Below are 14,310 nucleotides of genomic sequence, written 5' to 3' on the forward strand. Positions count from 1 at the left end.
AGCCTTGCCTGCAGGACAAGCGGGACGGCGGCGCCTCAGATGCCCGCAGCCTCATCCAGAAAGACCTTGGCACGGCGCGGCGTGACGACAAGGGTCTCGCCTTCCCGCAAATCCATGTCCTTGAACTGCTGCGCGGGAATCTGGGCTTCGATCAGCCCGTCGTCCCCGGCATTGCCAGAGGTTTGTGCCGACTCGGACGGAATAAGTTCCAGCCGCGCGATGGGCCCGACCACGATGGCACGCGACAGCTGGGCCACGATGCCCGTGGGCCGGCCCTGGGCGTCGAGGTTCTGTCCCGGCGAATAGCGCTCCACCTCCAGATCATGCGGCCGCACGTAGGCAAAGGCCTGGCTGTGGTGCACGCCCTTGGCATCGGAGCTGTCGAGCTCCATGCCCTCTTCCAGGTACACCCGGCCTTCGCTGGCGCGGCCCTTGAAGAGGTTGACGTCGCCGAGGAAGCCGTAGACGAAAGGCGTGGCCGGGTTGTCCCAGACTTCCTGGGGCGTGCCCTGCTGCTCGATCTTGCCCTGGTTGATGACGACAACGCGGTCGGCCACTTCCAGCGCCTCTTCCTGGTCGTGGGTCACGAAGATCGAGGTCACGTGCAGCTCGTCGTGCAGCTGGCGCAGCCAGCGGCGCAGTTCCTTGCGCACCTTGGCGTCGAGCGCGCCAAAGGGCTCGTCCAGCAGCAGCACCTTGGGTTCGACCGCCAGGGCGCGGGCCAGGGCGATACGCTGGCGCTGGCCGCCCGAAAGCTGGGAGGGATAACGGTCCGCGATCCAGTCCAGCTGCACCAGCTTGAGCAGGCTCATGACCTTGTCGCGGATGAAGGCCTCGCTGGGCCGCTGCTTGCGCGGCTTGACGCGCAGGCCGAAGGCCACGTTCTCGAATACGGTCATGTGGCGGAACAGCGCGTAGTGCTGGAACACGAAGCCCACGTTGCGCTCGCGCACGTGCACGTCGGTCGTGTCCTCGCCGCTGAAATGGATGCTGCCCACATCGGCCGTTTCCAGGCCCGCGATGATGCGCAGCAGCGTGGTCTTGCCGCAACCGGACGGCCCGAGCAGCGCGATCAGCTCGCCCGATCGGATATCCAGGCTCACATCGCGCAGGGCCTGGAAGTCGCCGAATTGCTTGCTGACATTGCGGATTTCAATACTCATGATGGCTCTCTTGTTCTGATGGATCACGCGGCCTTGGTGTCGCTGGGGACGCTGCCCTTCGCGTGCAGGCTGATCTGACCCGGGCGCTCGGGCGGCGCCTCGGCCGCGGCCTTGGCCAGCTGTTCGGCGCGCCACTCGGCAATCGACTTGATGACCAGCGTCACCAGGGCCAGCAGCGCCAGCAGCGATGCCACGGCAAAGGCGGCGGCGGCCTGGTAGTCGGCGTACAGCACCTCGACATGCAGCGGCATGGTATTGGTCTGGCCGCGGATATGGCCCGAGACCACGGACACGGCGCCGAACTCGCCCATGGCGCGCGCATTGCACAGGATCACGCCATAGACCAGGCCCCACTTGATATTGGGCAGCGTGACCTTCCAGAAGGTCTGCCAGCCCGAGGCGCCCAGCACGATGGCGGCCTGCTCCTCGTCGCTGCCCTGGGCCTGCATCAGCGGGATCAGCTCGCGGGCGATGAACGGGAAGGTCACGAAGATGGTGGCCAGCACGATGCCGGGTACGGCAAAAACGATCTGCATGTTGTGGGCGGCCAGCCAGTCGCCGAGCCAGCCGTTGGCGCCGAACACCAGCACGTACATCAGGCCGGCCACCACAGGCGAAATGGAGAACGGCAGGTCGATCAGCGTGGTCAGAAAGGCCTTGCCCTTGAACTCGTACTTGGCGATGCACCAGGCTGCGGCAATGCCGAAGACCAGGTTCAACGGCACGGAGATCAACGCCGTCAGCAGCGTGAGCTTGATGGCGGAGATCGCATCGGGCTCGGCCAGGGCAGCGGCATAGGCCTCCAGGCCCTTGCGCAGCGCCTCGCCGAACACGGAGACCAGCGGCAGGATCAGGAACAGTCCCATGAACGCCAGCGCAATGGACGTCAGCACCCAGCGCACCCAGCGCGGCTCGGTGGTGGAGAGCTTCTCGGGCCTGGCGCTGCGGGGCGGTGCCGTGATCCTGTAGAGCGCCAGCACCACCAGCACCAGCAAAAGCACGGCGGTGAGCAGATGCGCCCAGATCGGCGGCAATTGGGGAAACAGCGACATCACCAGATCATGGAGAGCTTGCATCAGCGGCCTCCCACGGTCTTGCGCTGCCATGCCTGCAGCGCGTTGATCAGCAGCAGCAGCACGAAGGAGATGATCAGCATGACCACGGCCACCGCGGTGGCGCCGGCCAGGTCATGCTGGTCCAGCTTGGCCATGATGATGAGCGGAGTGATTTCGGAAACCATGGGGATGTTGCCCGCGATGAAGATGACCGAGCCGTATTCGCCCACGGCGCGTGCGAACGCCATGGCAAAGCCGGTGAGCAAGGCCGGGCCGACGTGCGGCAGGATGACCTTGTAGAAGATCTGCCAGCGCGAAGCACCCAGGCTGGTGGCGGCCTCCTCCAGCTCTTTCTCGAAGTCCTCCAGCACCGGCTGCACCGTGCGCACCACGAAAGGCAGGCCGATGAAGATCAGCGCGATCGCGATGCCCTTGGGGTTGTAGGCCATCTGTATGCCCAGCGATTCGAAGTACTGGCCCACCCAGCCGTTGCCCGCATACAGCGCCGACAGAGAGATGCCGGCCACGGCGGTGGGCAGGGCGAACGGCAGGTCCACCAGCGCGTCCACCACCTTCTTGCCGGGAAACTGGTAGCGCACCAGCACCCAGGCGATCAACATGCCGAACACCACGTTCACGCAGGCGGCGATGAAGGACATGGAAAACGACAGCCGGTAGGACGCCACGACCGGCGGCGCGGCCACGGCATCCCAGAACTGGCTCCAGGTCAGGGACAAGCTGGCCGAGATCAGCGCCACCAGCGGAATGAGCACGATGATGCTCAGGTAGAAGATCGTGTAGCCCAGCGTCAGCCCGAAACCGGGCAGGACGCGCCTGGCGCTGCGCGCCTTGCGTGGGGCTGGAACAGCAGATGACATATTCAGAGGCAACTCGGGAATGAGGGCGCGACAGGCGCTGCCCATGGAAAGGGAGCGCTTCGGAAACTGCGGCGGCCCGGCTCGGGAAGGCCGGCAAGAACTGCGCCGGCACAGGCCGCCGCCCCCCGGAGGAAAGCCGCAACGCGGCCGGGAGAGATTACTTGCCCGGCGTGTACAGCTTGTCGAACTGGCCGCCGTCGTTGAAGTGCACCTTCTGCGCCTCGGTCAGCGAGCCGAAGTACTTGGCCACGGTGAACTGCTTGATGGGCTTGAACTGGTCGGCATGCTTCTTGAGCACGGCTTCGGAGCGCGGACGGATCGCATGCTTGGCCGCGATTTCCTGGGCTTCGTCGGAATACAGGTACTGCAGGTAATCATGCGCCAGCTGGGCCGTGCCCTTCTTGGCCACGGTGCGCTCGACCACGGCCACGGGATTCTCGGCCACGATGCTCACGGACGGGTACACCGCGTCCACCTTGCCCTGGCCGAACTCGCGGTCCACGGACACCACCTCGGATTCGAAGGTGATCAGCACATCGCCGATATTGCGCTGCAGGAAGATGCTGGTCGCGTCGCGGCCACCCTTGCCCAGCACAGGCACGTTCTTGTAGAGCTTCTGCACGAAGTCGGCGGCCTCGGCATCGGTACCGCCCTTTTCGCGCACCGAACCCCAGGCAGCCAGATAGGCGTAGCGGCCGTTGCCGCCGGTCTTGGGGTTGACCACCACGACCTTGACGTCAGGGCGAATCAGATCCGACCAGTCCTTGATGTTCTTGGGATTGCCGTTGCGCACCAGGAACAGCATGGTCGAGGTGGTGGGCGATGCGTCGTTGGGGAACTTCTTGTTCCAGTCCTTGGCCACCACCCCGTTGGCGGCCAGAAAGTCCACGTCGGTGGTCGTGTTGAAGGTCACCACATCGGCTGCCAGGCCGTCGTTGACGGCGCGCGCCTGGGAGCTGGAGCCACCGTGCGACTGGTCCACCTTCACATCGACTCCCTTGGTCTTCTTGTAGTGGGCGATGAAGGCTGCGTTGTAATCCTTGTAGAACTCGCGCGCCACGTCATAAGAAGCATTGAGCAACTGGTTCTGCGCCGAAGCCGCGCCTGCCGCGGCCAGCGCAATGGATGCCAACAAAGTCTTGATCTTCAGGGAATGCATGTTTTCGCTGCCTTCTTATGAATGTGTATGGAGATGTACGCATTGTGCGAACATTGGTTTAAAACTCAAAAGAATATATTTTTCTTTGTTTTCTTCTATAGCGATATAAAGCCTGCAGCAAGATGGGTAGACCCGGAAAACGGTAACCGAAATCGTCACGCACCGCCCTTGCGCTGCTGTCGATGGCTTGACGCAAAATCCAGGGGAAACACCCGCCAGAAAAGCGCCAGCAGCTATGAAAAAGGCAGCTTTCGCTGCCCTGGGCTCCCGGCCTTTCAGCGGGCAAGCGGAGCCAGCCCAACCTGCCTCCCATCGGGCGGTGTCCTCGCTGCCACCGATTGCTGCGCGGTCCAGCTCGCATCGTCCAGCAGCGACTGCAGCAGGGCCAGGCCCAGCGGCCAGGCGCCAAAGCCCGACTCCACGTTGATATGCCCGGCATTCTGCAGCCGCACCAGCTCGCTGCCCCAGGCCCGGGCGTAGGCCCCCGCGCGGCGTATCGGGCAAAAGGGATCGTTGCTGCTGGCCACCAGCACGCTGCGGTACGGCAGCGGTGCGTAGGGCACGGGAGCGAAGTCGCTCAGCTGTGCCCGGCGCTCCGGATCGGCGGGCGCCACCAGCAGCGCGCCCTGAACCCGGCTGGCCGCCTGCTCGCCCATGTGTACGGCCGCAATGCAGCCCAAGCTGTGCGCAACCAGCACCACGGGGCGACTGTCTGCGAGCACCAGTTCTTCCAGCGCGCCCACCCAGGCCTCGCGGTGCGGCACGAGCCAGTCGTCCTGCTCCACGCGCTCGGCGCCTGGCAGCTGGCGGGCCCACAGGCTTTGCCAGTGCGCGGGGCCGGAGTTGCGCCAGCCGGGCACGATGACGATGCGGGGATGGGTATTCATGCTGCCTCCTGAGACGTTCCATCACGGCCGATACAAAGCAGCCGGGCAAGGCGCTCGCCCCCGGGAGGACGCAGCCTTGGCGCATCCTGGTTTGCGTAAGCGCTTCAATAGGACGGCATTGTGCGGAGGCGCATTCCAAAACCCAACAAATGTTTTGTTGTTTTCTTATGTGCAGAAGCTAATGGCGCAGGCCCCGCGCGGCCGGCCGGCCGGGCGATGGCAAGGCATGGCGGTGCATCGAGCCGAAAAGCCGCGACCTGAAGAACGCCGGCCAGCCCCAGAGCGTGGCAGGCCGCCCATGCACCATCCCGAGACATTTTTCATTGCCTTCGCCACAACCACGGTTGCATTTGGCTTTAAGCTGGCATCGTCGATGGGACATTGCTGCCAGGCCGTGGGGCCGGCCATTGTTCGCCCTCACTTTGAGCAGCATCATTCGAGATAGCAAAAGTCTGAAGAAGCAGCCCTTTTTTCATGAATGACGGTTGCTAACGCCGCTGCATCTTCCATCCTGCGAGGTTTCTCTCCATGAAATTGGGCTACGCGATCATTTATGTCCCCGATGTCTCTGCATCGTTAGATTTTTTCACCAAAGCATTTGGCCTGAAGCGCCGATTTCTTCATGAGTCAGGCACCTACGGAGAAATGGAAACAGGACAGACCACGCTGGCATTTGCCGCTCATGAACTCGGAGCGCTGAATTTTCCGGGAGGCCATGTTGCGGCTCATTCTTCTCCCAGCCCGCTGGGGTTTGAAATTGCGCTGGTCACGGAAGATGTACATCTGGCCCATCAGAAGGCGCTTCATGCAGGGGCAGCCGAGTTGGCGCCCCCCGCTGCCAAGCCCTGGGGCCAGGTCGTATCCTATGTACGGTGCCCTGACGGTTCTTTGGTTGAGCTTTGCACACCCGTAGGCTCTGCCTCTGATGCGTAGCTGCTCGTGAACATCGGCGGCGATGAAGGGAATCCGGCGCGTGATCGGGTACCGGCCGCTGGAGCTGCTCGACCCTTTCTCTTCTCCAGCCGCTTGTTGCAGCCGCAGGAGATAGTCCCCCCACGACCAGGAAATGAAATGCTGCGCATATTGGGCAAGGCATCGTCAATCAATGTCCGAAAAGTCCTCTGGACCTGTGCCGAGCTGGACATCCCTTTTGAACGGGAAGATTGGGGCTCAGGCTTCAGGTCGACGCATACGCCTGAATTTCTCGCTTTGAATCCCAATGCGATGATTCCTGTCATCCAGGACGGTGATATCACCCTGTGGGAGTCAAACTCGATCATTCGTTATTTGGCCAACCGCTACAACGGCGACAGGCTCTATCCTGCAGAGGCGAAAGCGAAGGCGCCCATTGATCAATGGATCGATTGGCAGGCATCTGACCTCAACAGATCGTGGAGCTATGCTTTCATGTCGCTTGTACGGCAATCGCCACAGCATCAGGATCGCCATGCACTGGCAGCAGCATGCAGCGAATGGACAAGGCACATGGAAATCCTCGACAAGCAGCTCGCCTCAACTGAGGCCTACGTCGGTGGCAAAGAGTTTTCACTCGCGGACATACCCATAGGGCTGTCGGTGAATCGGTGGTTTGAAACACCGCTTGCTCATAAGGACTTACCTGCGGTGCACGCTTACTACGAACGCTTGAGTCTTCGCCCTGCTTTCCTCCAATATGGGAGAAATGGCACGCCTTGAATACACACCAATGCGTGAAACCCCATGCGCAGCGCCATCACGCGGCTCAGAAAGGCACCAGAGCGCTGCCGAGCTGTAGCGCTGCTGGCCCCGCTCAGCGCATCACCAGGCCGCCGTCCACGAACAGCACCTGGCCCGTCATGAAGGCGCTGAGGTCCGAGGCCAGGAACAGCACCGGCCCGGCCACGTCCCCAGGGCTGGCCAGGCGCCTGAGCGGCGTGGCCGCCATCAGCGATTCGCGGAACGATTCCTTGGTGGCCTGCGTGCCCTGCGTGGGGTAGACCAGGCCCGGCGCCACGCAGTTCACGCGGATGCCCAGGGGGCCGAGTTCGCTGGCCAGGTTGCGGCTGAAGCCCACCAGCGAGGCCTTGGCCGTGGTGTAGTCGTGGTAGGCCACGACCGGATGCTCGACCAGGTTGCTGGCGATGTTGACGATGCTGCCGCGCGCACGCTGGCGCATCTGCGGCAGCACCGCGCGGCAGACGTTGAAGGCCGCGCCCACGGCGCCGTCGAACTGGGCCTGGTAGTCGCTCCAGTCCAGCGCGTCGAAGCGGCTGCGGCGCTCGGGGTCGAAGGCGTAGGGCCGGAAGGCGTTGTTGACCACGATGTCGATGGCGCCGGCCTCGCGGGCGATGCCCTCCACCATGGCCTGCACCGCGGGCCCGGAGCCCACGTCGGCCTGCACGGCCCAGGCGTCGCCGCCGGCGTCCTGGCCCGCGGCCTGGCAGGCCGCCACTGTCTGCGCGGCAGCGGCTGCATTGGACAGGTAGTTGACCGCCACCAGCGCGCCCTCACGCGCAAAGGCCGTCGCGATGGCCGCGCCAATGCCGCGGCCCGCGCCCGTGACCAGCACCACCTTGCCGCGCAGGTCCATCGCAGACGATTGATTCATGTTAGTTTTCCATTGTGCTTCTATGTGATTCGCAGTCCTTGAAGCAGGCAGGGGCCGGACGCGAGACACCGAGGAAGGGCCTACGCCGGCCGCGCCGCCCCGCACCGAGGGTGTCGTCCCCCTCCCGCAAAGCGAGAGAGGGGGAAGGCGCGAAGCGACTCAAGGGGTGGATTACAACAGGCTGGTGTCGACCACGTCCGACACCTTGATCTGCTTTTGCACCATGCCCAGCGCGCGGTAGGCGTCGGCGCCCTTTTGCAGCGCCGCGAGGTCGAAGCTGCCCAGGGGCTTGCCGGCCTGCACGGGCTGGGCGGAGGCGTTGCGCAGGCGGATCACGTCGAGGTTGATGTCGCGCTGCGTGCCGTCGATGGCGTACTTGCCGGCCAGCGTGGCGGCTTCCTCGGCGTTGGCCACCATCCAGGCCGCGCTGTCGCGGTAGCCCTTGAGGAAAGCCTTGAGCAGGTCCTTCTTCTCGCGCAGCGTGTCCTCGCGCACCACGAACATGTCGCTGGAGATGTTCAGGTGCTCGCGCACCTGCATCACGTTGACCTCGCCCATGCCCTTGCGCAGGCCCACGGCCAGGCCGGTGTCGGTGGCGGCCGTGGCATCGACCTGGCCCTGCATCAGCGGCGCGAAGTTGAGCAGGCCGGTGACGACGATGGTCACGTCCGACTCCTTCAGGCCGGCCTGGTGCAGCAGCACCAGCAGGTTCTGGCGCGTGCCGCTCGAGAGGCTGTAGACGCCGATCTTCTTGCCCTTGAGGTCGGCGGGCTTGTGGATGCCGGCCGACTTCAGCGAAACCACGTTGAACACGTTCTGCGGGTAGATGTCGTAGATGGCGACCAGCTTCTCGCCCTTGTCCAGCGCCATGAAGAAGGAGCCGGGATCGGTGAAGGCCACATCGGCCTGGCCGCTGAGCATGTTGCGGATGGCGTCGCCCCCGCCCGCGCCGGGCAGGTAGGCCAGCTCCACGCCCTGGGCCTTGAAGAAGCCTTTCTCGGGCTCGACCAGGAGGTTGGTGATCTCGCTGATGGGCTTGCTCCAGCCCGCAAGACGGATCTTGCCCTGGGCGGGCGCGGCCATGCCGGCGCCTGCCAGCGTCAGGCCGGCGACGCCGGCGCAGGCGCCGAGCAGCTGGCGGCGGGAAAGGGTCGGGGTGGAGTGGTGCATGGCAGTGGTGGCGGTCAAGGTTGAGGGCTGGAAGAGTCTTGGGTATAGGCGTGGGCGCGCAGCAGCCTGCGCTCCAGCACCAGGCAGGCCTGGTACAGCAGCAGGCCCATGGCGGCAATCAGCACCAGGGCCGCGAACATCAGCGTGGTGTCCATCATTCCCTGGGCGGCGATGACGACGGCGCCCAGGCCGCGGCTGGCGCCCATGAATTCGGCCACCACGGCGCCGACCAGGGCCAGCACCACGGCCACGCGCAGGCCGGCCAGGATAGCGGGCAGGCCGGTGGGCAGCTTCAGGCGCAGCAGAGTCTGCAGCCGCGTGGCGCCCAGCATGCGGAACAGCTGCAGGCGCTGGGCATCGACCTGGCGCAGGCCCGTGAGCGTGTTCTCCATCAACGGGAAAAAGCAGATCAGCGCGGTGATCAGCACCGTGGGCAGCATGCCGAAGCCGAACCACAGCACGAACAGCGGCGCCAGCGCCAGCTTGGGCACGACCTGGCTGACGACGATATAGGGCTTGAGCACGCGCTCCAGCAGCGCCCATTCCGCCAGCGCCATGCCGGCCAGCAGGCCGACCACGCTGCCTGCAGCCAGCCCCAGCAGCAGGGCCTGCAGCGTGGACCAGATATGCGGCCAGAAGTAGCCCGAGGCCAGGCCGGTCCACAGCGACTGCGCGATGGCCGAGGGCGCGGGCAGCACCAGGGCCGACAGGCCCCAGTGCCGTACCAGCAGCTCCCACAGGCCCAGCAGCACCACGAGCAGCGCGGCGGCGACCAGCCTGGCCTGGAATGGATTCGGCATCATGCGCGGCTCCGGTCCATGGCGGCGCGCACGCGGGCGCAGTAGTCGTTGAAGGCCGCGCCGTGGCGCATGGCCTGGGTGCGCGGCGCGGGCAGCGCTATGGTCCAGTCATCCACGATGCGGCCGTGGTGCATCAGCGCGATGCGGTCGCCCAGGTAGACGGCCTCGTTGATGTCGTGGGTGACGAAGAGCACCGTGGTGCCGCGTTCGCGGCAGGTGCGCAGCAGGTCGTCCTGCAGCTCGGCGCGGGTGATCGCGTCCAGCGCGGCAAAGGGCTCGTCCAGCAGCAGCAGCGGCGGCTCCAGGACCAGGGCCCGCGCCAGCGCCACGCGGCTTTGCTGCCCGCCCGAGAGCTGGCGCGGATGGTGTCTGGCGTGGCCGGCCAGGCCCAGCTGCTCCAGCAGCTGCAGCGCGCGCGCCTGGTCCTGCGGCGTGGGCCGGCGCTGCAGCGACACGGGCAGCAGCACGTTGTCCAGCGCGCTGTGCCAGTCCAGCAGCGTGGGCGCCTGGAACATGAAGCCGACCTGCGGCCCGGGCGCGGCCAACTCGCCATCGCGCAACACGATATGGCCTGATTGGGGCCTCAGCAGCCCCGCGGCCAGCTGCAGCAGCGTGGTCTTGCCGCAGCCGCTGCGGCCCAGCAGGCAGTGGAACTCGCCGGCCTGCATGTGCCAGTCCACGCCGTCCACCACGGGGGCGCGGCCCGGATAGGTGAAGACCACCTGCTGGATGTCGAGGAAGGCCATGCCGCCAGTCCGCCCTTCAGTCCGAATACGGGGCGAACGGCTGCGCCGCCAGCTCGGCCGACTGCTCGATCTCGGTCATGCGCACCAGGTCGATCAGGTTGAAGCGCCCGTCGTGGTGCCAGCCGGCCTCGGGCATGCTCATGGACCCGATGGCGCTGACGCGCGTGACGCCGGCCGCGCCCAGCAGGCCAGCCAGCCGGTACAGCTCCTCGGGCGCAACGGCAATGCCGGCGGTCTGCAGGTAGTCGCGCTGCGCGGCGGCCACGGGCACCACCGCGTCGAGGCTGTCCACGCCGACCACGGCAATCGTGCGGTACAGGGCCGTGGGCGCCAGCGGCTGCAGGCTGTCGCTGTAGGCCACGCTCCAGGGCGCATCCACCGGCCCCAGCAGCTGCTGGCCGTCGCCCGCCCATTCCACGGCCTGCTGCCAGCGGGCCACGGCCGTGCCCTCCTCCAGCGCCAGCGGGCGGCGCGCAAAGCGCCGCTGCAGATTGGCCAGCTCGGCCGCGAGGTAGTCGGCAAAGGCGCGCGGCGGCACGGGCGCGCCGCGCTCCACGTAGAAGACATGGGGCGAATAGCAGCCCTGCTGGTCGTAGCGCATCACATCCCAGGCCGCCAGCCGCGCCACGGCAGGTGCCTTGAGCGTGTCGAGCGCGGCCGCGCCCACCAGGCCGAAGCCCAGCTTGTGGCCGTGCGGCAGAAAGCGCGTGGTCACGGGCAGGCGCTGGCGCAGCGCAGCCAGCGTCTGGTTGCCGCCATAAGCCAGCACCGTGTCGGCCTGGGCATAGAGCGCATCCGCTTCCTCGCCGCCCGCCCCACTCCACCAGACCACGGCCAGGCAGTCGGCCAGCGGCGGGTGGACCTCGGCCAGCAGCCGCGCGAACCAGCCGGCGAACAAGGGCTCGGCGCTGGCCAGCTTGCCGATGGCGGGCGCCTTGACCAGCAGACCGCAGACCAGGCTCCACAGCGACAGCGCGGGCACGTTGCCGGCCCAGCTGTGCACCAGCAGGTCGGGCCCGAAGGCGCGCACGGCGCCGCCCTTGGGCGCGGGCTGGAAGCCGTCGAGCACAGCGGGGTTGGCAAAGTCCTCGGCCACGAAGCGGCGCAGCTGCGGCGCGCGGAAGGTCTTGAAGAAGCCCGTCAGCCCCAGCCGCACCATGTCGGCGTCGTAGCCGCTGACCACGGGCAGCCAGGCCTCGGCCTCGCGGCGGTAGGGGTCGCTGCGGTCCAGCAGGCGGGCGATGGCACGGTCCAGCACGTCGATGATGTCGGCCACCGCCATCGTGCGCAGGTGGCGGTTGGCAGCCGCGCGCACGCGCTGCGCCAGCGCCTGCATCTGCGCGGCGGTCAGCACGGGCACGGACACCTCCAGCGTCAAGCCCTCGCGCTCGAAGGGCAGCACCTGCCACTGCACCTCGTCCTCGCGCAGCCCGGGCAGGTAGCCGGCCGTGATCCGCTCGACCGTCATGCCGCGGCGGCCTTCACGAATTCCTCGACGGCCAGCGAGCAGCCCTTGGCGGCAGCACCTTCGGCGCGCCCGAGCAATAGGAAGCCTCCGTCCGCCCACAGGCCCACGTCCTCGGTCAGGATGGTGGTGACCGCGTTGTAGTTGGCCAGGTCGCAGTGCACGAGGATGCCGCGCTCGCCGGGCGCCACGCTGCGGCCGGTGACGGGTTCGACCAGGCGCGAGCGTATCCAGTGCGGACCCGACTTGATCGAGGGCAGCGTGGCGTTGCCGTCGTCGTAGAACTGCGTGCTCAGCTCGGTCATGCCGTACATGTTGATGCAGTGCGTGCGCGGCACGCCCAGCAGTTGCGACAGATCGGCGTAGAACTCTTCGAGCGGCAGCTCGCGCGACTGGCCCTTGTAGCCGCCCGTGTCCAGGATGCGGCTGCCCGCGGGCAGGCGGAAGCTGCGGCCTTCGGCGCGCAGCGCGTCCATCACATGCACCAGGCTGAAGCTCGCGCCCAGCAGCGCATAGGGCTGGCCGCTGCGCTCGGCCTCCTGCAGCGCCGCGCACAGGCCGGGCATATCCAGGCCCTCGGGCGTGAGCCAGTAGCGGCTGCCTTCCGTGCCGAATTCGGACCTGGCCAGCGCCAGGTAGTGCGCCAGCGACGAGTTGGGCATGGCCTGCTCGTCGGGAAAGAGGATGCCCATGGGCAGGCGCTCCACGCCCCGCATGAAGCGCCGGGCAAAGTTGCGCGTCATCGACAGGTCGTAGACCTCAAGCTTGGGATGAAAGTGGCGCCCGCGCGCGGCCAGGCCCTTGGCCTGGCCCGTGGTGCCGCTGGTCATGAACACGCGCTCGGCGGGCGAGGCCGGCTCGCTGCGCAGTTCCATGGCCTTGAAGGCGTCGATGGGCACGGCCGGGATGTCGCTCCAGGTCTTCACGTTGCGCGGCGTGGCGCCGCGCCGCTGGCAGAAGCTGCGGAACGGCGCGTTGGATTCGTACTGGTAGGCGAAGAGCCTGAGCGCGAGCTGGTCGAACTGGTCGTCGGTGCAGCCGTCCATCGCGATGAATGCGAGCAGGTCGGCGACCAGTGAAGCGGCCTTGTCCATGGAATTCCTTCGAGAGCTGGGACGTGATGCTCCGAAGGCTCCCGCCCGTGGCGCCGGCAAATGCGGCCACGTGGGAATGCAAGCTCTTCTTCCGCCGGAATGACCCGGTTCAAGTTCTCGGGTGTGGATCTCAGCACTGGCGTGCACCCCGGAGCGGACGGCTATCATACCGCAGCGGTGCCGGTCGGCTCCTTCCAGGATTGAAAGCATGTTCACGATCTCCGCACTGCCGCGCGGAAGCGCCATCGGAGCGGGCTTTGTACAACGGGCACAGCCGCCGGCAGCTCTCAAATTTATGATGGCGCCATGACTGCCCCCCAGCCATCTCCCGACGACATCGACCCCGCACTGGCCCGCACGCTGCAGCGCTTTGCCCGGCTGGATGCCGACACCGCCACGCCCGGCCTATGCTATGCACAGCGCCGGCGCCGGCTGAGCGAGCTGCAGGCGCGGCTGATCCGTTCGCCGCTGCCCAGCATTGCACGGCAGGACCACTTCCTGGCGGCAGAAGGCCGCGAGATCTGTGTGAGAAGCTATCAGAAGAAAGGCCAGCCGGCCCGGCAGACGCTGGTATGGCTGCATGGCGGCGGCTGGATGGTCGGCGACCTGAACACGCATGACGACCTGTGCGAGCACCTTGCACATTTCACCGGCCACTGCGTGCTGTCGGTCCACTACCGCAGAACGCCCGAAAACCCGTTTCCCGCGCCGCTGGACGATGTGATGGCCGTGCTGCAATGGCTGCACCGCGAACAGGGCAGCGCCCGCGTGCTGCTGGGCGGAGACAGCGCGGGCGGCCATCTGGCGCTGGCCGCCGTCGTGCGCCAGCTGCAGGAGAAAGGTTCTGGCCCGATGGCGGGCGCATGCATCGCAGCGCTCCTGCTGCTCTATCCGCCGCTGCTGCCGGATGCCCGGACGTCCAGCATGCAGGCCTTTGCCGAGGGCTACGGCCTGACGCCGCAGGCCATGCAACGCTACTGGCAGGATCTGGGCCAGCCCCGGGGCATCGCCGCGCAGTGGCTGACGCCAGGCCGCTGCGATGCCGAGATGGCCCGGCTTCCCCCCACCGTCGTCATGACGGCCAGCCATGACATATTGCGCGACGAGGGCGAAACCTTCGCCCTGCGCGCACAGCAGCTCGGCGCGCCCGTGCAGCTGCTGCGCGCGCCGGGCATGGTGCACGGCTTTGCCCGCATGCTCGCGGCCAGTGCGGCCGCACGCCAGCAGGTGGAACAGGCCTGCGCGGCGCTCACGCAGCTGCAGGTTGCGCATCCCTGCACCCAGGGCAAATGAGCTTTGCGTCCCG

14 protein-coding genes are annotated in these 14,310 nt (G+C 66.5%); 3 read left to right on the top strand and 11 right to left on the bottom strand.

The genetic code is table 11. The features are described 5' to 3' along the window. Window positions 1-35 precede the first annotated feature (35 nt). From Cte04_RS00730 to Cte04_RS00750, 5 genes are all read right to left on the bottom strand, one after another. Entirely contained in the window at window positions 36-1,163 is a 1,128-nt protein-coding gene (locus tag Cte04_RS00730; protein WP_066470145.1) for a sulfate/molybdate ABC transporter ATP-binding protein, read from the bottom strand. Window positions 1,164-1,186: 23 nt separating this feature from the next. Further along, window positions 1,187-2,239 (bottom strand): sulfate ABC transporter permease subunit CysW, encoded by a 1,053-nt coding sequence (cysW, locus tag Cte04_RS00735; protein ID WP_083526424.1) that lies wholly within the window; start codon window positions 2,237-2,239, stop codon window positions 1,187-1,189. After that, entirely contained in the window at window positions 2,239-3,096 is an 858-nt protein-coding gene (gene cysT, locus Cte04_RS00740; RefSeq protein ID WP_066470148.1) for a sulfate ABC transporter permease subunit CysT, read from the bottom strand. The genes cysW and cysT overlap by 1 nt, the downstream gene beginning before the upstream one ends. Window positions 3,097-3,253: 157 nt before the next feature. Beyond that, entirely contained in the window at window positions 3,254-4,255 is a 1,002-nt protein-coding gene (locus tag Cte04_RS00745) for a sulfate ABC transporter substrate-binding protein (protein ID WP_066470150.1), read from the bottom strand. Window positions 4,256-4,530: 275 nt separating this feature from the next. Continuing rightward, a complete protein-coding gene (locus Cte04_RS00750; protein ID WP_066470153.1) occupies window positions 4,531-5,142 on the bottom strand; it encodes an RBBP9/YdeN family alpha/beta hydrolase in 612 nt (203 codons plus the stop codon). Window positions 5,143-5,670: 528 nt separating this feature from the next. Here Cte04_RS00750 and Cte04_RS00755 point away from each other — a divergent pair. Both Cte04_RS00755 and Cte04_RS00760 read left to right on the top strand, forming a co-directional pair. Continuing rightward, a complete protein-coding gene (locus tag Cte04_RS00755) occupies window positions 5,671-6,075 on the top strand; it encodes a VOC family protein (RefSeq protein WP_083526425.1) in 405 nt (134 codons plus the stop codon). A gap of 138 nt (window positions 6,076-6,213) precedes the next feature. Beyond that, on the top strand, window positions 6,214-6,837 hold the full coding sequence (locus tag Cte04_RS00760; RefSeq protein WP_066470158.1) for a glutathione S-transferase family protein: 624 nt from the start codon (window positions 6,214-6,216) through the stop codon (window positions 6,835-6,837). A 94-nt stretch (window positions 6,838-6,931) separates the two neighbouring features. Here the strand turns inward: Cte04_RS00760 and Cte04_RS00765 are convergent, their stop codons facing one another. The 6 genes from Cte04_RS00765 to Cte04_RS00790 all read right to left on the bottom strand — a co-directional run bounded on the left by Cte04_RS00765 (window position 6,932) and on the right by Cte04_RS00790 (window position 13,004). Next, entirely contained in the window at window positions 6,932-7,711 is a 780-nt protein-coding gene (locus tag Cte04_RS00765; RefSeq protein ID WP_441528970.1) for an SDR family oxidoreductase, read from the bottom strand. Between the two features lie 189 nt (window positions 7,712-7,900). Beyond that, window positions 7,901-8,899: an ABC transporter substrate-binding protein gene (locus tag Cte04_RS00770; RefSeq protein ID WP_066471711.1), complete on the bottom strand. Its 999-nt coding sequence runs from the start codon at window positions 8,897-8,899 to the stop codon at window positions 7,901-7,903. A gap of 14 nt (window positions 8,900-8,913) precedes the next feature. After that, on the bottom strand, window positions 8,914-9,699 hold the full coding sequence (locus tag Cte04_RS00775; RefSeq protein ID WP_174522878.1) for an ABC transporter permease: 786 nt from the start codon (window positions 9,697-9,699) through the stop codon (window positions 8,914-8,916). Further along, window positions 9,699-10,445, bottom strand: coding sequence for an ABC transporter ATP-binding protein (locus tag Cte04_RS00780; protein WP_066470176.1), 747 nt, complete (start codon window positions 10,443-10,445; stop codon window positions 9,699-9,701). Before Cte04_RS00780 ends, Cte04_RS00775 begins: the two co-directional genes overlap by 1 nt. A 16-nt stretch (window positions 10,446-10,461) precedes the next feature. Then, complete coding sequence (locus tag Cte04_RS00785; protein WP_066470179.1) at window positions 10,462-11,913, bottom strand: acyl-CoA reductase; 1,452 nt, start codon at window positions 11,911-11,913, stop codon at window positions 10,462-10,464. Further along, window positions 11,910-13,004: a LuxE/PaaK family acyltransferase gene (locus Cte04_RS00790; RefSeq protein ID WP_066470183.1), complete on the bottom strand. Its 1,095-nt coding sequence runs from the start codon at window positions 13,002-13,004 to the stop codon at window positions 11,910-11,912. The genes Cte04_RS00785 and Cte04_RS00790 overlap by 4 nt, the downstream gene beginning before the upstream one ends. 306 nt (window positions 13,005-13,310) lie before the next feature. On the opposite strand from Cte04_RS00790, the gene Cte04_RS00795 reads away from it, so the two are divergent. Further along, entirely contained in the window at window positions 13,311-14,297 is a 987-nt protein-coding gene (locus Cte04_RS00795) for an alpha/beta hydrolase (RefSeq protein WP_066470197.1), read from the top strand. Window positions 14,298-14,310: the final 13 nt, after the last annotated feature.

Origin of the sequence: Comamonas terrae (assembly GCF_001544075.1) — a bacterium.
GTDB lineage: Bacteria > Pseudomonadota > Gammaproteobacteria > Burkholderiales > Burkholderiaceae_C > Comamonas > Comamonas terrae.